Origin of the sequence: Ramlibacter alkalitolerans, from assembly GCF_016722765.1 — a bacterium.
Lineage (GTDB): Bacteria > Pseudomonadota > Gammaproteobacteria > Burkholderiales > Burkholderiaceae_C > Ramlibacter > Ramlibacter alkalitolerans.
In genome coordinates this window covers 204669-224513 of the sequence record NZ_JAEQND010000002.1, presented here as the reverse complement: position 1 = coordinate 224513, position 19845 = coordinate 204669, and the positions used below count along the sequence as shown (strand labels likewise).

General features: G+C 69.8%; 16 protein-coding genes. 7 read left to right on the top strand and 9 right to left on the bottom strand.

The features are described from left to right. Window position 1: 1 nt before the first annotated feature. The 5 genes from JI746_RS04040 to JI746_RS04020 form a co-directional block, all read right to left on the bottom strand. The gene (locus JI746_RS04040) at window positions 2-1705 is read right to left on the bottom strand and encodes a response regulator (RefSeq protein WP_201687509.1); all 1704 of its coding nucleotides are present in this window, start codon (window positions 1703-1705) and stop codon (window positions 2-4) included. Next, entirely contained in the window at window positions 1702-3219 is a 1518-nt protein-coding gene (locus JI746_RS04035; RefSeq protein ID WP_201687508.1) for an ATPase domain-containing protein, read from the bottom strand. The genes JI746_RS04040 and JI746_RS04035 overlap by 4 nt, the downstream gene beginning before the upstream one ends. Window positions 3220-3327: 108 nt before the next feature. Further along, a complete protein-coding gene (locus tag JI746_RS04030; protein ID WP_201687507.1) occupies window positions 3328-5022 on the bottom strand; it encodes a long-chain fatty acid--CoA ligase in 1695 nt (564 codons plus the stop codon). Between the two features lie 141 nt (window positions 5023-5163). After that, window positions 5164-5508: a DOPA 4,5-dioxygenase family protein gene (locus JI746_RS04025; protein WP_201687506.1), complete on the bottom strand. Its 345-nt coding sequence runs from the start codon at window positions 5506-5508 to the stop codon at window positions 5164-5166. Between the two features lie 15 nt (window positions 5509-5523). Beyond that, window positions 5524-6597 carry a DMT family transporter gene (locus JI746_RS04020; RefSeq protein ID WP_201687505.1) on the bottom strand — a complete coding sequence of 358 codons (1074 nt, stop codon included), beginning with the start codon at window positions 6595-6597 and terminating at the stop codon, window positions 5524-5526. A gap of 60 nt (window positions 6598-6657) precedes the next feature. Between JI746_RS04020 and JI746_RS04015 the strand changes: the two genes are divergently transcribed. Next, window positions 6658-7302: a cation transporter gene (locus JI746_RS04015; RefSeq protein WP_201687504.1), complete on the top strand. Its 645-nt coding sequence runs from the start codon at window positions 6658-6660 to the stop codon at window positions 7300-7302. 12 nt (window positions 7303-7314) lie between these two features. Here JI746_RS04015 and JI746_RS04010 read toward each other — a convergent pair whose 3' ends face one another. Continuing rightward, window positions 7315-7599, bottom strand: coding sequence for a hypothetical protein (locus tag JI746_RS04010; protein ID WP_201687503.1), 285 nt, complete (start codon window positions 7597-7599; stop codon window positions 7315-7317). A 237-nt stretch (window positions 7600-7836) separates the two neighbouring features. On the opposite strand from JI746_RS04010, the gene JI746_RS04005 reads away from it, so the two are divergent. Further along, entirely contained in the window at window positions 7837-8304 is a 468-nt protein-coding gene (locus JI746_RS04005; RefSeq protein ID WP_201687502.1) for a DUF411 domain-containing protein, read from the top strand. Between the two features lies 1 nt (window position 8305). Here JI746_RS04005 and JI746_RS04000 read toward each other — a convergent pair whose 3' ends face one another. After that, window positions 8306-9250 (bottom strand): L-lactate dehydrogenase, encoded by a 945-nt coding sequence (locus tag JI746_RS04000; RefSeq protein WP_201687501.1) that lies wholly within the window; start codon window positions 9248-9250, stop codon window positions 8306-8308. Window positions 9251-9381: 131 nt separating this feature from the next. Here JI746_RS04000 and JI746_RS03995 point away from each other — a divergent pair, with 131 nt between their 5' ends. The 5 genes from JI746_RS03995 to JI746_RS03975 all read left to right on the top strand — a co-directional run bounded on the left by JI746_RS03995 (window position 9382) and on the right by JI746_RS03975 (window position 16335). Next, on the top strand, window positions 9382-9717 hold the full coding sequence (locus tag JI746_RS03995) for a hypothetical protein (RefSeq protein ID WP_201687500.1): 336 nt from the start codon (window positions 9382-9384) through the stop codon (window positions 9715-9717). A gap of 87 nt (window positions 9718-9804) precedes the next feature. After that, window positions 9805-11085 carry a TolC family protein gene (locus JI746_RS03990; RefSeq protein WP_201687499.1) on the top strand — a complete coding sequence of 427 codons (1281 nt, stop codon included), beginning with the start codon at window positions 9805-9807 and terminating at the stop codon, window positions 11083-11085. Next, window positions 11082-12701, top strand: a complete 1620-nt coding sequence (locus JI746_RS03985; protein WP_330892937.1) for an efflux RND transporter periplasmic adaptor subunit — start codon at window positions 11082-11084, stop codon at window positions 12699-12701. Before JI746_RS03990 ends, JI746_RS03985 begins: the two co-directional genes overlap by 4 nt. A 9-nt stretch (window positions 12702-12710) precedes the next feature. Continuing rightward, the gene (locus JI746_RS03980) at window positions 12711-15890 is read left to right on the top strand and encodes an efflux RND transporter permease subunit (protein ID WP_201687498.1); all 3180 of its coding nucleotides are present in this window, start codon (window positions 12711-12713) and stop codon (window positions 15888-15890) included. Window positions 15891-16002: 112 nt separating this feature from the next. Continuing rightward, the gene (locus JI746_RS03975) at window positions 16003-16335 is read left to right on the top strand and encodes a copper-binding protein (protein WP_201687497.1); all 333 of its coding nucleotides are present in this window, start codon (window positions 16003-16005) and stop codon (window positions 16333-16335) included. An 18-nt stretch (window positions 16336-16353) separates the two neighbouring features. On the opposite strand, the gene JI746_RS03970 is transcribed toward JI746_RS03975, so the two are convergent. After that, window positions 16354-17922, bottom strand: coding sequence for an ABC1 kinase family protein (locus JI746_RS03970; RefSeq protein WP_201687496.1), 1569 nt, complete (start codon window positions 17920-17922; stop codon window positions 16354-16356). A gap of 208 nt (window positions 17923-18130) precedes the next feature. Then, on the bottom strand, window positions 18131-19825 hold the full coding sequence (gene glgP, locus JI746_RS03965) for an alpha-glucan family phosphorylase (protein ID WP_201687495.1): 1695 nt from the start codon (window positions 19823-19825) through the stop codon (window positions 18131-18133). Window positions 19826-19845 lie beyond the last annotated feature (20 nt).

The window sequence follows — 19845 nt, the reverse complement described above, 5'->3', positions numbered from 1 at the left end:
GCTACACGCTCCCGGCCTCGACCTTCTCGCGCGCCCCTTCCAGGACGCTGCTGACGGCGTCGCCCAGTGCCGCGATGTCGAAGGGCTTGCGCAGGATGCGCGGCTTGCCGGCCAGCCGCTCCACCGCGGCCATGTCGGCATAGCCGGTGGCCAGGATCACGGGCAGGTCGCCCACCATCTTGCGCGCCTCGGAAATCACTTCGGCGCCGGTCATGTCGGGCATCGCGTAGTCGACCACCAGCAGGTCCGGCTTGACGGCGGCCAGCGAGGCCAGGGCCTCGGTGCCGTTGGCGGCCTCCGTCACCTTGTAGCCGATGAGGCTCAGGCATTCGACGATCACGCGCCGCACGTCGGGGTCGTCTTCCACCACCAGGATGTGGCAGGCGCCGGCCAGCGCGGGCACCGCCGGTTGCTGCTTGCTGGCGATCTGTTCCTCGGCGTCGCCGTCGGCTTCCGGGAACAGCATTTCGACGGTGGTGCCGTTGTCCTCCTCGCTGCGGATGCGCGCGAGGCCGCCGGACTGGCGGGTGAAGCCATAGACCTGGCTCAGGCCCAGCCCGGTGCCGCGGCCCACCGGCTTGGTGGTGAAGAACGGGTCGAACACCTTGGGCAGGACGTTGGGCGGGATGCCCGCGCCCGTGTCGGCCACCGACACCAGCACGTAGTCCCCCGGGGGCACGTCCGGGTCTTCGTCGAGGAAGCGGGTGCCGGTGGTGATCTTCAGCTTGCCGCCCTGCGGCATCGCGTCGCGCGAGTTCACCGCCAGGTTCAGGATCGCCATCTCCATCTGGCTCGGATCGACCACCACTGCGGCCTCTTCCTCGCACAGGTCCAGCTCCACCTCGACGCCGGAGCCGACGGAGATCTCCAGCAGGTCCTTCATTCCCAGCAGCAGCTGGTTGACCCGCGTGAGCTTGGGCAGCAGCGACTGGCTGCGCGCGAACGAGAGCAGCTGGTTCGTCAGGCGCGCGCCGCGCCGCGCCGCGCTCTTGGCGCGTTCCACCACGGGCTTGACCTTCTCCTCCTTGGCATAGAGGGAGACCAGCTCGAGGTTCATGTTGACCACGTGCAGCAGGTTGTTGAAGTCGTGCGCGATGCCGCCGGTGAGGCGCCCGATCGCTTCCATCTTCTGCACCTGCGTGAGCGCGGCCTCGGCCCGCTCGCGCTCGTTGATCTCCTTCATCAGGCGGTCGTTGGCGCTGGCGAGCTCGCGGGTGCGCAGCAGGATGCGGTCTTCCAGCTCGCCGTTCAGGCGTTCGAGTTCGCCGCGGGTGCGCTTGAGTTCTTCGAGGTGCTCGCGGGCGGCATACTGGCGGCGGCGGGCCCGGACGGCGGAATCCGCGGCGCTGGCCAGCGTCTCCGCGTTCAGCGGCCGCTCCAGCAGCACCAGGTTGCCCAGGCTGTGCAGGGAGCGGAAGTCCTTCTCCGGCCGCCGGCCTTCGCGCTTCGTGGCCAGCACGACGAAGGGGAAGTCGGACCAGGGCGGCTGCCTCCCGAGCCACTCCAGCAGGCGGTCGTGCGACAGCAACTGCGGCAAGGCCTCTTCGGTGAGGATCACGGCCGCCGCGCCTTCCTCCAGGGCCTGCAGCAGCTCGTCTTCGGTGGCGCAGACGCGCGACTCGATCTTCTGGTGCTCGAGCACGCCCTGCACCACGGACGCATCCCGCCCGCGCGGCGCATGGACGAGGACCCGCCATTCGTTCATGGCCTGGCCTCGTGGTCGCCCAGCAGCGGGACCTTCCCGCGGTAGACCGTGGCGCCGCTGAGGACGCCTTCGAAGTCGGTCAGCTCCTCGCCCACCTCCACGCCGCGCGGCCCCAGGCGGAACTCGCGGATCGTCTGCTCGTGGAAGTTGGTGCGGCTCTTGACCATGGAGACCGCCTTGAGCAGGTTGCCGTGGGCCTCGAAGAACCGGAACAGCAGGATGGCGTCGCTCAGGTAGCTCATGTCCACCTCGGTCCGCACGTCGCCCAGCAGTCCGTGCTGCCCGAGGATCAGGATGGTCACGACGCTGCGGTGGTTCAGGTAGGTGAGCAGCTCGTGCATCTGCAGCATCAGGTGCTTGCTGCCCGGCATCGCCTGCAGGTAGGCGTTGAGGCTGTCGATGACGATGGTGCCGGCGCCATCTTCCTCGATCGCGGCCCGCACCATGTGCGAGAACTCGCCGGGGGAGACCTCCGCCGGGTCCAGCGGCACGATCTTCAGCTGCCCGGCCTGCAGGTATTCGCGCACGTCCAGCCCCAGCGCCCTGGCGCGGATCAGGAGCGTGGACAGGCCTTCGTCGAACAGGTAGTACGCGGCACGCTCCCCGCGGCGCAGCGCCGCGAGCACGCAGGCGAGCGCCGTCGTGGTCTTGCCCACGCCGGACGGGCCGATGAACAGCGTGTTGCTGCCGCAGGCCAGGCCGCCGCCCATGAGCGCATCGAGCTTGTCGATGCCGCTGCTCGCGACCTTCGACGTGGCGTCCATGCGGTGTTCGGCCGCCACCAGGCGCGGGAACACGGCGATGCCGCCGGTATCGAGCACGAAGTCGTGTTCGCCGCCACGGTACTTGATGCCGCGCATCTTGACCACGCGCAGCCGACGGCGCCCCGGCCCGTACTGGTCGGTCGCCTGGTCCATCGCGATCACGCCGTGCGCGATGCTGTGCAACTGCTGTTCGCTGTCGTTGTCCATGCTGGTGTGGTCGTCCAGCAGCATCACCGTGCAGCCTTGTTCGGAGAAGAAGTTCTTCAGCGCGAGCACCTGGCGCCGGTAGCGCAAGGGGTTCTGCGCCAGCAGGCGCATCTCGGACAGGCTGTCGAAGACCACGCGCTGCGGCTTCAGGCGCTCGACGGCGCCCATGACCCCGCGCACCGTTTCACCGAGTTCGATCTCGGACGGATGCAGGATCGATTGCTCGGCCTCCAGGCCCAGCCCTTCCTCGCTCACCAGCTCGAACACTTCGATGCCTTCCAGGTTCCAGCCGTGCGAGGCCGCCACCGTGTTCAATTCGGCGGCGGTCTCGGACAGCGTCACGTACAAGCCTTTCTCGCCGCGGGCGGCGCCATCCCGCAGGAAGTGCAGTCCCAATGTCGTCTTGCCGGACCCCGGATTGCCTTCGATGAGGTAGAGGTGGTTGAGGGGAAGCCCCCCGCCCAGGACGTCGTCCAGGCCGGGAACGCCGGTGGAGGCACGATCCTGTTCGGGAATGGGGGCTGTCGGTGTGTTGCGTCTCATCCAATGCCAATAGCCGCGGGGGGCATGCGGCTGCGCGGAAATCGTAACGGCTGCGCAGACGGCCCCATGTAGGCACTTTCCGACACTTGAGTCGGTCGCTCTCCGGCGTCACGCGCGGGACTCGGCCTCCTGCAGCGCGCGCCACATCACCTTGCCGCTGCCGCTCTTGGGAAGCGCCTCGGCGAACTGCACGATGCGCGGCACCTTGTAGATCGCCATGTTCTCGCGGCACCAGTCGATGATGTCCTGCTCGCCCACCTGGCCGCGGTGGCTGGGGCGCAACACCACGACCGCCTTGACCGTCTCGCCGCGGTAGCTGTCGCGCGCGGAGATCACGCAGGCTTCCTGGATCGCGGGGTGACGGAACATCAGCGCCTCCACTTCCGCCGGCCAGACCTTGAAGCCCGAGGCGTTGATCATCCGCTTGAGCCGGTCCGTGATGAAGAAGTAGCCGTCTTCGTCGGTGCGTCCGAGGTCGCCGGAGCGGAAGAAGCGCCTGCCCTCGAATTCGATGAAGGCGGCCTGCGTGGCCTGCGGGCTTTTCCAGTAGCCGTCGAAGACCATCGGGCCGTGGATGATGATTTCGCCCTGCTCTCCGGGCGGCAGTTCCGCCAGCGTCTCCGGGTCGACCACGCGCGCGTCGCAACTGAGGAAGGGGATGCCCAGGCACTGCTGCTTGGGCGCATCCGGCGGATTGCTGTGGGAGGGCGCGGCCGTCTCGGTGAGGCCGTAGCCTTCGACGTACTTCAGGCCGAACTGTTCCTGCAGGCGCTGCGCCACGGCCTGCGGCATGGCGGCCCCGCCACCGCCGATGTGCTGCAGGCTGGAGAGGTCGTACTGCGCGAAGTTCGGGCTGGCGAGCAGGTCGATGACCATGGTCGGGATGTTCGTCCAGCCGGTGACCTTCCAGCTGGAGATCAGCCGGCCGGCGACGTCGCGGTCCCAGCGCGGCATCATCACCAGGGTGGCGCCGCTGTAGATGTTCGCGTGCATCAGGCTCACCATGCCCGTGATGTGGAACATCGGCACGACCAGCAGCGTCACGCCTTCGGGCGTGAGGTTGCCCCAGAAGCAGCTGGCCATGGCGTTGTGCATCAGGCTGCGGTGCGGGTGCATGCAGCCCTTCGGGTTGCCGGTCGTGCCGCTGGTATAGGGCAGCACGGCGAGGTCCGCGGGGCCGACTTCGAGCGGCGGCAGCGGCAGGTCGTCGGCGAGTGCCTCGGTCCACGCGGTGACGCTGCCGCCGGGAATTTCGGGCAGCGGATGGCGCGTCAGCAGCCAGGGCTTCCAGCTCTCCGGCATCGGGCCGGCGTTCGGCGCATCGGGATCGAAGGCATCGGTGAACTGCGTGACGATCAGGTGCGCGAGCCGCTCGCCTTCGGCCAGCTGTGCGTTGGCCTTCGCGATCTCGGCGGCCAGGTCGCCGGTGGTGATCGCGACCCTGGCGTCGGGGTCGGTGATGTAGTGCTTCAGTTCCTCCGCGCGGTTCATCGGGTTCACCGGCACGACCACTGCGTTCGCGCGCAGGATCGCGAAGTGGGCGATCAGCAGCTGCGGGCAGTTCTGCATGTCCAGCATCACGCGGTCGCCCTTGCGCACGCCCAGCGCGTGCAGGCGCGCGGCCAGGCGCTCGGCCTGCTCCTGCACCTGCGCGTAGGTGAAGATGCGGCCGAAGAAGACGATCGCCGCCTTGTCGGGGTAGCGGCGGGCGCTGGTGGCGAGGTTGTCCCACAGCGAGGTGGCGGGCTGCGTGAGGGCGTGCGGCAGGCGCTTGGGCCAGAACTTGTAGTGCGGGCGGTCCATGAGGGGGCGGTCTCCTGAAGCCGTGCACGTTGGTGGAAAGGCGGCTTGCATGGCATGGGTGGAAGCCCGACGCCTGGGTCGCACGGGGGTTGCTTCGCGCATGGACGTCGCGGCCAAAGAGGTCAATGACCCCATGCCAACTCACTCCAACGCCGTCAAATCCAGCGGCCACGCATTCCCCAGCCAATACGCGAACTCCGTGTGATCCCGCACCGCATCCCCGCTCAAGCCGTGCACCAGCACATCGAGCCCGTCACGATGCGCATCCAGCCACGGGATCAGCCGGTCGAACTCCGATGCCGAGAACGCGAGCTGGCAACTCCAGCGCGGATGCGGCCCCACGTTCCTTTCGTGCACTCGGCCGACGGCGACCTTGAACAGCCGACCCGCCTCCTCGCACAAGGCGCGCGCCTGCTGCACCGTCGCAGCATCGAAATAGACGTGCGCGTGGTAGGCGGAATGGACATTCACGGGGGGACGGGCCATCTGCGCATTCTGGCCTCAATGGCCGTGCCGATGGTGCGCATCCGGATAGTGCGGATGCGAGTGCACCAGCGGTTCGTGGTGATGCGCATGGCTGTGCCGCGTGCCGGGCGGCACCGGCGGCTCGTGCACGTGGTCGTGGTGCTCGTCGCCCACGCCGTGCACGTGTTCGTGCGCATGGTCCATCGATTCGTGGGCATGACGGTGCTCGTGCCGCTCGCTCAGGTGCAGCCACACGCCGCACGCCATCAACGCCGCCGCGGTGCCGATCCGCCAGTCGAGCGCGTCGCCGAGCAGCAGCACCGAGAGCACGGCACCGAAGAACGGCGCCACCGAGAAATACGCACCGGTGCGCGCAGTCCCGAGCGAACGCAGCCCCATCACGAACAGCACGAGGCTCACGCCATAGCTGAAGAAGCCGAGCAGGCCCGCCGCGCCGACGATCGCGACCGGCGGCAACGTCGCGCCGAGCAAGAAGGCCAGCAGCAGGTTGGTGATCCCGGCGGCGAGGCCCTTCACCATCGCGATCCAGGTCGCGTCGCTCAGCGAGACCTTGCGCGTGAGGTTGTTGTCGATGGCCCAGGCCAGGCAGGCAGCGAGCACCAGCAGCGCGGCGCGCGCGGAACCGGCCGCCGCGCCTTCACCGGGCCACGCCAGCACCACCCCGCCCGCCACGATCGCGCCCATTCCGAGCGCCACGCGGCGGTCGACGTTCTCGCGGAACGCGAACCACGCCAAAAGCGCCGTGAAGACGCCCTCGCCATTGAGCAGCAGCGAGGCCTGCGACGCCGGCAGACCCGCCAGTCCCAGCATCAGCAGCACGGGCCCGGCCACCCCGCCGGCCGCGACCGCGCCGGCCAGCCAGCGCACTTCACCGGGAGCGAGCCGCACGCGCGGCTGCCCGCGCAGCCGGCGCCAGAGCGCCAGCCCCAGCCCCGAGCCGAGGTACAGCAGCGCGGCCAGCAGCCAGGGGCCGACCTGCGCCAGCAGCAGCTTCGCCAGCGGTGCAGCCGCGCCGAACAGCGCCGCCGCGGCCAGGCTGGCAACGATGCCGGGGTGTCGCCAGCGCGGAATCGCAGGATTGGATGGCATGCTTGCGGGATGCTAGCCGGCCGGCCACCGCCGCGCGCCGGCCGACAATGCGGCGCCAGAATGTCCCTGCACCACGACCACGACCATCATCATCACGGCCACAGCCACGCGCTGCCGGAAGGCCCCGTTCCCCCCGGCTACCGGCGCGCGCTGTGGATCGCGCTGGTCGCCAACGGGCTGATGTTCCTGGTCGAGATCGTGGCGGGCGTGAGCGCCGGCTCGGTCTCGCTGCTCGCCGATGCGATCGACTTCTTCGGCGACGCAGTCAACTACGGACTCTCCGTGGCCGTGCTGGCCATGGGTCTCGCGGCACGCTCGCGCGCGGCGCTCTTCAAGGCGGCCTGCATGATCCTGTTCGGCGCCGTCGTGCTGGCGCGCGCCCTGTGGGTCGCCATGCAGGGCGGCGTGCCGGAACCGCTCACGATGGGCGTGGTGGGCGCGCTGGCGCTGGCCACCAACGTCGGGGTCGCGGTGCTCCTGTATGCGTACCGCGAAGGCGACGCCAACATGCGCAGCGTGTGGCTGTGCACGCGCAACGACGCGATCGGCAACGTGGCCGTGCTGCTGGCGGCGGCGGGGGTCTTCGGCACCGGCACCCGCTGGCCCGACCTGCTGGTCGCAACCGTGATGGCGGGGCTGGCGCTCTCCGCCGGCCTGAGCGTGGTGCGCCAGGCGCGGCGGGAGCTGGTGGGGAACGAGGCTTGAGGGGCGGACCGATCAGCGCAGGATGCGCGCAACGATGAAGCCGGCGGCGAAGGCGACGCCCAGGGCGGCCAGCGGATTGGCGCGGACCTGTTCGCGCGCCATGGTCCCGTATTCCTCCTGCAGGCCCATCACGCGCTCGCTGCTGGTCCCGAGCTTCTGCTCGAGGGAATCCACGGCCTCGTGCAGGCTCTGGGCCATGCGGCGCACGCGGCTGGCTTCGCCGTTGAGGCCGCTGGCACCGCCGGAACTCTCGGCACTGGTCGGGAACGGATTCTGGTTGGAGGTTTCGGCGTTCATGGGTCCTCTCTCGGTGTGGTCGTTGAAAAAGCCGGCACGATGCCGGCGGAAGCTGTCACTGTAGGAAGCCCAGCGTTAAGACCCTGTCAGCATCTTCCGGACTGACTGTAGGACATGTCCTGCGTCCATCCGGGGGTAGAGCTGGGCATTTGGCAGGCGGGCGGGGAACTCCGTATCCTTCCCGCGTTTCGAAGGGTAACTCGTCCGCCTCCCGCGGCTTGGCAAGAAAGCAGATCGATGAACGACAACACCACCCGCCGCAGCGTGCTGGCCGCGCTGGCCAGCCTTCCCCTGGCCTCGCTGGCCCAGCAGGAGACGAAGATCCTGGTCGAGGTCTGGAAGGCGCCCGAGTGCGGCTGCTGCGAAGACTGGGCGAAGCACCTGCAGGCCAACGGTTTCGCGGTGAAGATCCACAACGGCGGCAACGACGCCATGCGGGCGAAGATGGGCCTGCCCGACAGGCTCGCCTCCTGCCACACCGGCCTGGTCGGCGGCTATGCGATCGAGGGCCACGTGCCCGCGCGCGAGATCCGTCGCCTGCTCAAGGAAAAGCCGCAGGCCGTCGGGCTGACGGTGCCCGGCATGCCCGTGGGCTCCCCGGGCATGGACGACCCGGCCTACAAGGGCCGCAAGGACCCGTACGACGTGCTGCTCGTCAGCCGGGGTGGTGCGACCCGGGTCTACGCCTCGTACAACAAGGCCTGATTCACGCCACGCGCTGCGTGACGCCGCGGATCGCCTCGGCCGAGCGCCGCAGCGCCGCGAGTTCACCGTCGGCCAGCGGCACCGGCAGCACCTGCTGCACGCCATTGCGTCCGACGATCGCCGGCAGGCTCAGGCACACGTCCTGCAGGCCGTACTCGCCCTGGACCAGCGTGGAGACGGTCAGCACCGACTGCTCGTCGCGCAGGATCGCCTCGATGATGCGCGTGAGCGCGGCAGCGATGGCGAAGTTGGTGGCGCCCTTGCGCTGGATGATCTCGTAGGCGGCGCGGCGCACGCGCTCGCCGATCTGCTCCATCTGCGCCGGCTCGCAGGAGGTGCGCGTCGCCACGCAGTAGTCCTCCAGCCGCATGTTGCCGACCGTGGCCGTGGACCAGGCGACGAATTCGCTGTCGCCATGTTCGCCCAGCACGTAGGCGTGCACGTTGCGCGCGTCCACACCGTAATGCGCGGCGAGCTCCGCCCGCAGCCGCGCGGAATCGAGCACCGTGCCCGATCCGATCACGCGCCCCGGCGGCAGCCGCGACATCTTGATCGCCGCATAGGTCAGCGCATCCACCGGATTGGTGGCGATCAGCAGCAGCCCGTCGGGGTTGGCCGACACCACCTGGTCGAGGATCGAGCGCATCGCCTCCACGTTGCGCTGCACCAGCGCCGTGCGCGGCTCGCCCGGGCGCTGCGCCGCGCCGGCGGTGATCACCGTCACGACGGCACCGGCGGCGTCCGCCAGGCCGCCGGCGCTGATGCGCACCGGCCGGTGGAAGGGCACGGACTGCGCGATGTCCATGGCCTCGCCTTCGGCCCGCGCCAGGTCCATGTCCGCGATCACGATCTCGCGCACCAGCCCGGAGGCGGCCAGCGAGTACGCGAACGTGCTGCCCACGCGCCCGGCGCCGACCACCGCCACCTTGCCTGCTTCGTTCGCCATGCGGTCCTCCTGCGAGCTGGGAAGCCATGCTAGAACGTCAGCTCCGTTTCGGGGCATCCGGGCATGGTTGACCCGGGTCAAGCGGCAGGGCCGGCCGGCGCTTATCATGCGACGGAACGGTTCACGACCCCATGCCCGCCCTCCGCCACCGGCTCCCCCGCTTCGCAGCCCTCGTGCTGCTGGTGTGGCTGTTCGCGACCGGCGTGGCCTTCGCGCACACCTGTACCTCCAAGGTCTACATCGAGTGCGAGGATTGCTGCGCCGAGATGAAGGCGGTGGAAGCCTGGACCGAGCCGGTGACGGTCAACGTCCCGGCATCGGAGGCGGCCCTCCCGTTGCCGCCGCCCGTCGTGCTGGCGGTCCTGGCCTGGGAGCTTGCGGTCCGGGCGCCTGCCTGGCCAGCCGCGCCACCCGACCCGGGCGGCAGCGACGACATCCCGATCACCTTCCTGAGGCTGGCGCTCTAGCGCGCTGCGTGTCCACACGCACCGCGGCGTGGCCCCATGGCCGTGCCGCCCCGCGGCTTCGCCGCGTCCTGGCCTCCGGAGTTCCCCATGCCTTCCCCCTGCAGTCCCGCGTGGCTGCGCGCGAGCACCCTCGCGATCCTGCTCACCGCATCCGCCTGGGCGGCGGCCCAGCCGGCCGCCCTCGGCGCCGACCTGCCGACGCTGCTGGACTACGCGCGCCAGCACAATCCCGAACTCGCCGCCATGCAGCACGAGGCGCAGGCCGCGGCGCAGCGGGTCCAGCCCGCCGGCGCCCTGCCCGACCCCGTGCTGCGCGTCGAGTTGATGAACGTGAACAACTTCGGCAACGAAGCCGGCTTCAACCTGTTGCCTTCCAGGGTCGGCGAGACGAAGTACACGCTGATGCAGATGATTCCCTGGTCCGGCAAGCGCGGCCTGAAGCGCGAGGCCGCCGCCGCCGATGCGCTGCAGGCGCAGGCGCGCGCCAGCGCCACCTGGGCCGAGCAGGTCATGAAGCTGCGCACCGCCTTCGCGCAGTACTACCTGGCGGCGCAAAACGAGCGCATCACGGGCGAACTGCTGGAGCTGGTCACGCGACTGGAGCAGGTGGCGCAGACCCGCTATGCGGGCGGGCTCGCGCCGCAGCAGGATGCGATCCGCGCCCAGCTCGAACAGACCACGATCCGCGGTGAGCTGATCGCGGCGGCCGACGAGAAGCGGCAGCAGCAGGCCCGCCTGAACGCGCTGCTCGGGCGCCAGCCCGGCGCCGCGCTCGCCCAGCCGCGCGAGCTGCCGTCGGTGGCCGCCGCGGCGCTCGATCCGCAGCGGCTCACCGAGCGCATGCACGCCGGCAATGCCGTCCTGCGCACCGAGGCCGCCCGCCTGCAGGCGGCGCAGGCCAACCGCGCACTGGCGCTGCGCAATCGCTACCCCGACGTGAACGTCGGCGTCTCGCCCAGCCAGATGGGCTCGCGCATCACGACCTGGGGGCTGATGGTGGAAGTGAACATCCCGCTGCAGCAGTCGGTGCGCCGCGCGCAGGAAGGCGAGGCGGCCGCCATGGTGGAGGCCGCCCGCGCCCGCACCGAGGCGGCAGCCAACCAGGCGGCGGCCGACCTGGAGGAACAGCTTTCGGGCCTCGATGCGGCGCGCCGCAACGAGGTGCTGATCGCCACGCGGCAACTGCCGCAATCCGAACTGGTCCTGCAATCGGCCGTCGCCGCGTACGAGAACGGCAAGGTGGACTTCGCCACCCTGCTCGAGGCGCAACGCCAGACCCGCAAGGCGCGGCTCGACCTGCTGAAGGTGCAGGTGGAGCAGCAGATGCGCATTGCCGCCATCGAGCGCACCCTGGGAGAACCGCTGTGAAGAACACCATCGTCATCCCCCTGGTCCTCGCCATGGCCGTGGGCGGCGTCGTCGGCGGCCGCTGGTGGGAAGCGCGCCAGCAGGCCGGCGCAGGCGCGAGCGCCCAGGCCCGTGCCGCGGCGCCCTCCGCCGAAGGCCCGGTGGAACGCAAGGTGCTGTATTACCGCAACCCGATGGGGCTACCGGACACGTCGCCGACGCCGAAGAAGGACCCGATGGGCATGGACTACATCCCCGTCTACGCGGGAGAGGACGCGGAGGCCGCCACGGCACCCGCGGGCCAGGTGCGCATGAGCGCCGACAAGGTCCAGAAGCTCGGCGTGCGGGTGGAGCCGGCGGCCATGCGGCCCCTCGCGCGCCTGGTGCGCGCCAGCGGGCGGGTCGAGCCCGACGAGCGCCGCGTGTACACCGTCACGGCCAAGTTCGAGGGCTACGTCGAGCGCCTGCACGTCAACGCCTCGGGGCAGCCGGTGGCGCGCGGCCAGGCGCTGTTCGAGGTGTACAGCCCCGAGCTGGTGTCGGCGCAGCGCGAGTACGCGATCGCAGTGCAAGGCATGCGCGCGCTGTCCGGGGCCGGCAGCGACGCCGCCGCGGGCATGCAGCAGCTGGCCGAGTCCAGCCTGGCGCGCCTGCGCAACTGGGACATCCCGGCCGAACAGGTGGACGCACTGGCGCGCAGCGGCGAGGTCCGCCGCACCGTGACCTACCGCTCGCCGGTGGCGGGCATCGTGACGGAGAAGAAGGCCGTCCAGGGCATGCGCTTCATGCCCGGCGAGATGCTGTACCAGGTGACCGACCTCGGCGCCGTGTGGGTCATCGCCGATGTCTTCGAGCAGGACATCGCCGCGATGCGGCCCGGCGCGCGCGCCATGGTGCGCATCAACGCCTATCCGGAACGCACCTTCCCCGGCACCGTCACGTACGTGTACCCGACGATGAAGGCGGAGACCCGCACGGTGCCGGTGCGCATCGAGCTGGCCAATCCCGGCCAGCTGCTGAAGCCGGCGATGTTCGCGCAGGTCGAACTGGCCGCCGGTGACGCGCGTCCGGTGCTCACGGTCCCCGACTCCGCGGTGATCGACAGCGGCACCCGCAGCGTGGTGCTGGTGCAGGTGGGCGAAGGCCGCTTCGATCCGCGCGAGGTCCGGCTCGGCGCGCGCGGCGACGCCTACGTGCAGGTGCTGGAAGGCGTGCGCGCCGGCGAGCAGGTGGTGGTCGCGGCCAACTTCCTGATCGATGCCGAGAGCAACCTCAAGGCCGCCGTGCATTCGCTGGGCGGCCACCAGGGGCACGGCACGCCGGCGCTGGGCGCGGCTTCGTCGGCGGCAGCCGCGGGCACCGCTGCCCCCGCCACCGCCGCGCCGGCCGGCCACAAGGGCCAGGGCACCGTCGACGCCTTCGATGCCAGGGCGGGCACGATCAGCCTCGAGCACGGCCCGATCGCAACGCTCAAGTGGCCCGCCATGACGATGGAGTTCAAGCTGGCCCACGACGGCCTGCTGCGGGGCGTGAAGCCCGGCGAGAAGGTCGATTTCGAGTTCGTGGAGCGCGGCAAGGGCGAATGGGTGATCACCGCGATCACGCCCGCTGCCGCCGCCGGCCACGTGCATCGCTAGGAGCGCGCCATGTTGTCCAGGATCATCGGCTGGTCGGGGCGCAATCCCTTCCTGGTGCTGCTCGCCACGGTGTTCGTGGTCGTGGCGGGCGTCTACGCGGTGCTGAAGACGCCGCTGGACGCCCTGCCCGATCTCTCCGACGTGCAGGTCATCGTCTACACGGAATACCCCGGCCAGGCGCCGCAGGTGGTGGAGGACCAGGTCACGTATCCGCTCACCACCGCGATGCTGGCGGTGCCCAAGTCGAAGGTGGTGCGCGGCTTCTCCTTCTTCGGCGCCTCCTTCGTCTACGTGATCTTCGAGGATGGCACCGACATCTACTGGGCCCGCAGCCGCGTGCTCGAGTACCTGAACTTCGCCTCGGGCCGCATGCCCCGCGGCGTGACGCCGCAGCTCGGGCCCGATGCCACCGGCGTCGGCTGGGTGTACCAGTACGTCGTGCTGGCCAAGGACCGCACGCTGGCCGAGCTGCGCAGCATCCAGGACTGGTTCGTCCGCTACCAGCTGACGAAGGCGCACGGTGTCGCCGAGGTCGCCTCGATCGGCGGCTTCGTCCAGACCTACCAGGTCACGGTCGATCCGGCCAAGCTGCGCAGCTACGGCATTCCGCTGTCCAAGGTCACGCAGGTGATCCGCGACTCCAACCGCGACGTCGGCGGCCGCGTGGTGGAGATGGCCGAGACCGAGTACATGGTGCGCGGCAAGGGCTACCTGCGCGGTCCGGCCGACATCGAGCAGCTCGCCGTCAAGACCGAGGGCGGCACCGCGGTGCTGATCCGCGACATCGCACGGGTGGAACTCGCGCCGGACGAGCGCCGCGGCATCGCGGAACTGAATGGCGAGGGCGAGGCGGTCTCCGGCATCGCGATGGCGCGCTATGGCGCCAACGCGCTGGAGGTGATCGGCAACCTGAAGGAGAAGGTCGCCGAGATCTCCAGCGGCCTGCCCGCCGGCGTGACCATCCAGCCGGTCTACGACCGCTCCGACCTGATCCTACGCGCGATCGACACGCTCAAGCGCACGCTGCTGGAGGAAAGCCTGATCGTGGCGGCCGTGTGCATCGTGTTCCTGCTGCACGTGCGCTCGGCGCTGGTGGCCATCCTGATGCTGCCGGTCGGCGTGCTGATCGCCTTCGTCGCGATGCGCCTCCTGGGCATGAACTCCAACCTCATGAGCCTGGGCGGGATCGCGATCGCGATCGGCGCCATGGTGGATGCGGCGATCGTGATGATCGAGAACGCGCACAAGCACCTGGAACGGCTGCCGGCGCAGCACACGGGCGCGCAGCGCGCCACGGCCATGCTGGACGCGTGCAAGGAGGTGGGGCCGGCGCTGTTCTTCTCGCTGCTGATCATCACCGTGTCCTTCCTGCCGGTGTTCACGCTGGAATCGCAGGAAGGGCGGATGTTCGCGCCGCTCGCCTTCACCAAGACCTTCTCGATGGCGGGTGCGGCCCTGCTGTCCGTCACGCTGGTGCCGGTGCTGATGATGCTGTTCATCCGCGGCCGCATCCTGCCGGAAGCGAAGAACCCGGTGAACCGGCTCCTGATCCGGATCTACCGCCCGGTGATCGCCGGCGTGATGCGCTGGAAGAAGCTCACCATCGTGGCCGCGCTGCTGGTGATGGGGGCGACGTGGTATCCGGCGCAGCGCCTGGGCACCGAGTTCATGCCGACGCTCAACGAAGGCACGCTCCTGTACATGCCCTCCTCGCTGCCCGGCATGTCGATCACCAAGGCCGCCGAACTGCTGCAGACGCAGGACAAGATCATCAAGAGCTTCCCCGAGGTCGCCTCGGTGTACGGCAAGGCCGGCCGTGCGGCCACGGCCACCGACCCGGCGCCGGTGGAGATGTTCGAGACGGTGGTCAACCTCAAGCCGGAATCCGAGTGGCGCCCGGGCATGACGACCGACAAGCTGATCGCCGAACTGGACAAGGCCCTGCAGTTCCCCGGCATCTCCAACGCCTGGACCATGCCGATCAAGGCCCGCCTCGACATGCTCTCCACCGGCATCCGCACGCCGATCGGCATCAAGGTGTTCGGCAAGGACCTGGCCGAGATGGAGAAGCTGGCCAAGGAGATCGAGGCGGTGGTGAAGACGGTGCCCGGCACGACCTCCGCCTTCGCCGAGCGCATCACCGGCGGCTCGTACCTGAACATCGAGCCGGACCGGGCGCAGCTCGCGCGCTACGGCCTGGCGGTGGGCGAACTGATGGAGGTGATCGGCACCGCGCTCGGCGGCGACATGGTCACCACCACCGTGGAAGGCCGCGAGCGCTATGGCGTCACGGTGCGCTATCCGCGCGACCTGCGCTCCACGCCGCAGCGCATCGAGCGCGAGGTGCTGGTGCCCACCATGGACGGCCGCAGCATGATCCCGCTGGGGCAGGTGGCGCGGGTGCAGGTGGCGCGCGGCACGCCCGGCATCCGGACCGAGAACGCGCTGCTGTCCGCCTACATCTTCGTCGACATCCGCGACCGCGACATCGGCTCCTACGTGGCCGACGCGCGCAAGGCGGTGAGCGAGCAGGTGAAGTTCCCGCCCGGGTACTACGCCACCTGGAGCGGCCAGTTCGAGTACATGGAGCGCGCCATGGAGCGGATGAAGATCGTGGTGCCGGTCACGCTGCTGACGATCTTCATGCTGTTGTACCTGAATTTCCGGCGCCTGACGGAAACGCTGATCGTGATGCTGTCGGTGCCCTTCGCCCTGGTCGGCGGCGTGTGGCTGATGTGGGCGCTCGGCTACAACCTCTCGGTGGCGGTCGCGGTGGGTTTCATCGCGCTGGCCGGCGTGGCCGCCGAGACCGGCGTCGTGATGCTGATCTACCTCGATCACGCCTGGGGCGAGGTGCGCAGCACGTGCGCGATCGAGGGCCGCACGCCGCGCGTGGCGGATCTCTACGCAGCGATCATGGAAGGCGCCGTGGAACGCGTGCGGCCCAAGATGATGACGGTGGTGGCCATCATGGCCGGCCTGCTGCCCATCCTGTGGGGCACCGGCACGGGCTCCGAGGTGATGAGCCGCATCGCCGCACCGATGGTGGGCGGGATGATCTCGTCGACGGTGCTCACGCTGGTCGTCATTCCGGCGATCTACGGCCTGGTCAAGGAATGGGAACTGCGCCGGCAGTTGCTTCGGGCCGCACAGGCCCGCACCGTTCCGGCCGTGGCCGCCGCCGAATGAGGCCCGCGTGAGGCCGCGCGGAACCGATGCCCGACAATCGGATCCATCCGGGGTCGGCGCCGCCGCGCCCGGCGTTTACAGTTCGCACAACCGCAATCCGAGGGGACTCCCGATGAACAACCGTCTGCAATTCCTGGCGGCCGCCACGCTGTCGCTCGCCGCCATCTCCGGCGCCTGGGCCGCCGGCGAAGCCGCCAAGCAGCCCGCCGCGGCATCCGCCACCGCCATGACCGCCGGCGAAGTGCGCAAGATCGACACGGCCGGCGCCAAGGTCACGATCAAGCACGAACGCATCGCCAACCTCGACATGGACCCGATGACCATGGTGTTCCGCGCGACGAAGCCGGAAGAACTCAAGGGCCTGAAGGCCGGCGACAAGGTGCGCTTCCACGCCGAGTCCGACAAGGGCGCCCTGGTCGTCACCCACATCGAGGCCGCGAAGTAAGGGGCCGGCCCTACGGGCTCACTCCTTGCGTACGCTGGACCACGTGAGCAGTCCGGCAAAGGCGAAACCGAGGGTGGGCAGCAGCGGCATCCCCAGGGCCTCGGCGCCGGGGTGCTGCACCAGCAGCCAGGTCGACGCGAGATAGAGGCCCAGCGCCGCCACGGCGGCGGCGAGCCGGCGCGTGGGGTCCGCCCGGCCCCGCGCGCGCTCGTCGCGCCAGGTCCGGGCTTCCCAGCCCTGCGCCAGCTCGCGCAGTTCGTGCACCATCCGCCCGAGGTTGCGCGGCGCCTGGCGCGCCAGCAGCAGCGATTCGAACTTGAGGCGGTCGACCGGCACCACCGGGTTGTTCGCTTCGGCGTCCCGCATCACGGCGCCGGCGCGCGTGAACAGGCCCTGCACCAGGTTGAACTCGGGGTCCAGCCGGCGCACGTTCGCTTCCATCAGGAACATCGCCCGCATCAGCACCAGCAGGTGGTGCGGCATGCGCATGCTGTGGCCGTGGCCCATGCGCGTGACTCGCATGAACACCTCGCCGAAGGACCATTCGCCCAGGGGCCGGCGGGCGTAGTCGCGGATGATCTCCTCCTGCCCCATGCGCAGGTGCTCGCGGTCGATGTGGCCGGCCAGCACGCCCAGGTCCAGGAAGGCATCGAGCACCCAGTCGGCGTCCTGCTGCGCGAAGGCCAGCATGAAGGCGACCAGGTTCAGGCGCGTGGCGCGGTCCAGGAAGCCGACGAGGCCGAAGTCGTGCAGGCAGATGCGCCCGTTCTCGCACACGATCAGGTTGCCCGGATGGGGATCGGCGTGGAACACGCCCTCGTGGAAGAACATCCACAGGTAGGCCTCGACCAGGGCGCGGGCCAGCCGCGGGCCTTGCGCCGCGAGCGCCGGGTCGTCGATGCGGCGCCCGGGAATCATCTCCTGCACCATCACCCAGTGGGTGGAGAGCTTGTCGATGACGGCCGGCACGCGGATCTCCAGCGAGCCGCGGAAGATCTCGCCGAAGCGCTGGTTGTTGGTCGCCTCCTGGCGCAAGTCGATCTCGTGCGCCAGGTTGCGCGCCAGTTCGTCCACCAGGTCGTGGGGACGCAGGCGGCGGGCCGGGGGGATCAGCCACAGCACGCTGCGGATGAACCAGCGCAGGATGCGGATGTCCTGCTCGATGGTGCGCCGGATGCCCGGACGGCGGATCTTGACCACCACGGCGCGGCCGTCCGGCATGGTGGCGTGGTGCACCTGCGCGATGGAGCCGGCCGCGAAGGGCTGCGCGTCGAAGGAAGCGAACACCTGGCCTATCGGCCCGAACGAGCGCTCCACCTCGCGCCGCGCGAGTGCCGCATCGAAGGGCTCGACATGGTCCTGCAGCCGTTGCAGCTCGGTCACGTAGTCGTCGGGCAGGAATTCGCGGTGCAGGCTCAGGCCCTGTCCCAGCTTGACGAAGGTGGTGCCGAGGCGCTCCAGCAGGCAGGCCAGCCTGCGCGCAGGCGACTCGCGGGGCTTGCGCAAGCCGAGCTGCACCGTGGTCCACCACAGGAACTGGCCCCACAGGGCGAGGTTGATGCGCAGCAGGCGCCCGGTGATGTGCATCGATTCAGCGCAGCGTCATTGGTCCTCGACAGGTTGACGCGCCCCGCGCCCTGCAGGCTTGACGCGTGTCAAGCAGGTGCGAGCCACCTGCGCGAAGGCGATGCGCGAGATCCGCGAGGCGGACCAAGCCGTCCTGTGCCGGACCCGAGGGCAAAGAGCGCAGCGCGGCACCGCAACACACTCGCTTGCGATGGCGTCGAACGCCGCACTAGCCCCAGTACGCTTCCGAGGCGTAGCGCCGGATCATCCGGTGGCTGTTGAAGTAGGAGCCGTTGCGCGCGATGGCCGACTTCATGATCATCGACCAGGCCGCGCCCTGGTCGTAGAAGGTCGGCAGCACGGTCTGCTCCAGCTTGTCGTACAGCGAAGCCGCATGCCGGTGCGCATCCTGGTCACCGCCGTCCGTGCCTATGGCCCAGCCGGTGATGCCTTCTTCCCAGCCTTCGATCCACCAGCCATCCAGCACGCTGAGGCTGGGGACCCCGTTGAGCGCCGCCTTCATGCCGCTGGTGCCCGAGGCTTCCAGCGGCGGTTGCGGCGTGTTGAGCCACAGGTCCACGCCCGCGACCATGCGCCGCGCGATTTCGAGGCGGTAGTCGGGCACGAACACCACCGGGATCGTGCCGGCCAGCTCGCGGGCCCACAGGTGCAGTTGCTCGATGTGCCGGTGCCCGGGCTGGTCGTGCGGGTGCGCCTTGCCGGCCACCAGCACCTGGAACGGGAAGCGCCGCGCGATCGCGCGCAGGCGCTCCAGGTCCGAGAACAGCAGGCCCGGCCGCTTGTAGTCCGTCATGCGGCGCGCGAAGCCGACGGTGAAGCGCGACGGATCGAGGCGCGCTCCGCCCTCCTGTTCGGCCACCGAGTCGAGCAGCGCCTTCTTGGCCTGGTGGTGGGCCGCCGCGATCTCCTCCTGCGGGATGCGCAGCGCGCGCACCAGCAGCTCGGGCTCGTGCACCCACTGCGGGATGTAGCGGTCGTACAGGTTCTGGAAGGCCTCGGAGGTCCAGCGCTGCGCGTGCACGCCGTTGGTGATGGCGTGCACCTCGTAGCCCGGGAACAGCGCGCGCGAGGTCTCCGCATGCCGGCCGGCCACGCCGTTCACCCAGCCGCAGGTGGCCAGCGCCAGCCGCGTCATGTTCAGGCGCTCCGGCCCGCCCAGCGCACGCAGGATCCGCGGATCGACCAGACCGCCCAGCCATTGCTCGGCGAGCGGATACGCATACCGGTCGTGCCCCGCCTCCACCGGCGTGTGGGTGGTGAAAACGCAGTGGCGCCGCACCTCCTGGATCGCCTCTTCCAGCAGCGGCCCGCTCGCTTCGGCGGCGCCCAGCTCGCGCAGCAGCTCCAGCGTGAGCAGCGCCGAGTGGCCTTCGTTGAGGTGGTACTTCTGCACCTTCAGGCCCAGCGTGCGCAGCATGCGCACGCCACCCACGCCCAGCACGATTTCCTGGCGCAAGCGGTACGTCGTGTCGCCGCCGTACAGCCAGTGCGTGAGCGTGCGGTCTTCCTCGTTGTTCTCCGGCAGGTCGGTGTCCAGCAGGATCACCGGCACGCCCATCGGCGCGCGGCGGGCGGAGGGCACGTCGTACTGCCACGCGCCCAGCCACACATCGCGGCTGCCCACCCGCACCACCACCTTGTACGGCAGCCGGCGACAGCGCAGCGCCGGGTCCCAGTGCTCGGGGCGCTCGACCTGCGCGCCGTCCTGGATCTCCTGGCGGAAGTAGCCGGCCCGGCTGGCGAGCGTCACGCCGACCATCGGCACGCCGAGGTCGGCCGCGCTGCGCATCATGTCGCCGGCCAGCACGCCGAGGCCGCCGCTGTAGGTGGGAATGCCCTCCTCGAGCGCGATCTCCATCGAGAAGTAGGCGATGACCGGTAGAGTTGTTCGTGTCGGGCTCATGGCCCCGGATGGTAGTTCGG

Excerpts from the sequence above, each read along its gene's own strand:
- JI746_RS04040 (WP_201687509.1), bottom strand. The coding sequence starts at position 1,705 with ATGAACGAATGGCGGGTCCTCGTCCATGCGCCGCGCGGGCGGGATGCG.
- JI746_RS04035 (WP_201687508.1), bottom strand. The coding sequence starts at position 3,219 with ATGAGACGCAACACACCGACAGCCCCCATTCCCGAACAGGATCGTGCC.
- JI746_RS04030 (WP_201687507.1), bottom strand. The coding sequence starts at position 5,022 with ATGGACCGCCCGCACTACAAGTTCTGGCCCAAGCGCCTGCCGCACGCC.
- JI746_RS04025 (WP_201687506.1), bottom strand. The coding sequence starts at position 5,508 with ATGGCCCGTCCCCCCGTGAATGTCCATTCCGCCTACCACGCGCACGTC.
- JI746_RS04020 (WP_201687505.1), bottom strand. The coding sequence starts at position 6,597 with ATGCCATCCAATCCTGCGATTCCGCGCTGGCGACACCCCGGCATCGTT.
- JI746_RS04015 (WP_201687504.1), top strand. The coding sequence starts at position 6,658 with ATGTCCCTGCACCACGACCACGACCATCATCATCACGGCCACAGCCAC.
- JI746_RS04010 (WP_201687503.1), bottom strand. The coding sequence starts at position 7,599 with ATGAACGCCGAAACCTCCAACCAGAATCCGTTCCCGACCAGTGCCGAG.
- JI746_RS04005 (WP_201687502.1), top strand. The coding sequence starts at position 7,837 with ATGAACGACAACACCACCCGCCGCAGCGTGCTGGCCGCGCTGGCCAGC.
- JI746_RS04000 (WP_201687501.1), bottom strand. The coding sequence starts at position 9,250 with ATGGCGAACGAAGCAGGCAAGGTGGCGGTGGTCGGCGCCGGGCGCGTG.
- JI746_RS03995 (WP_201687500.1), top strand. The coding sequence starts at position 9,382 with ATGCCCGCCCTCCGCCACCGGCTCCCCCGCTTCGCAGCCCTCGTGCTG.
- JI746_RS03990 (WP_201687499.1), top strand. The coding sequence starts at position 9,805 with ATGCCTTCCCCCTGCAGTCCCGCGTGGCTGCGCGCGAGCACCCTCGCG.
- JI746_RS03980 (WP_201687498.1), top strand. The coding sequence starts at position 12,711 with ATGTTGTCCAGGATCATCGGCTGGTCGGGGCGCAATCCCTTCCTGGTG.
- JI746_RS03975 (WP_201687497.1), top strand. The coding sequence starts at position 16,003 with ATGAACAACCGTCTGCAATTCCTGGCGGCCGCCACGCTGTCGCTCGCC.
- JI746_RS03970 (WP_201687496.1), bottom strand. The coding sequence starts at position 17,922 with ATGCACATCACCGGGCGCCTGCTGCGCATCAACCTCGCCCTGTGGGGC.
- glgP (WP_201687495.1), bottom strand. The coding sequence starts at position 19,825 with ATGAGCCCGACACGAACAACTCTACCGGTCATCGCCTACTTCTCGATG.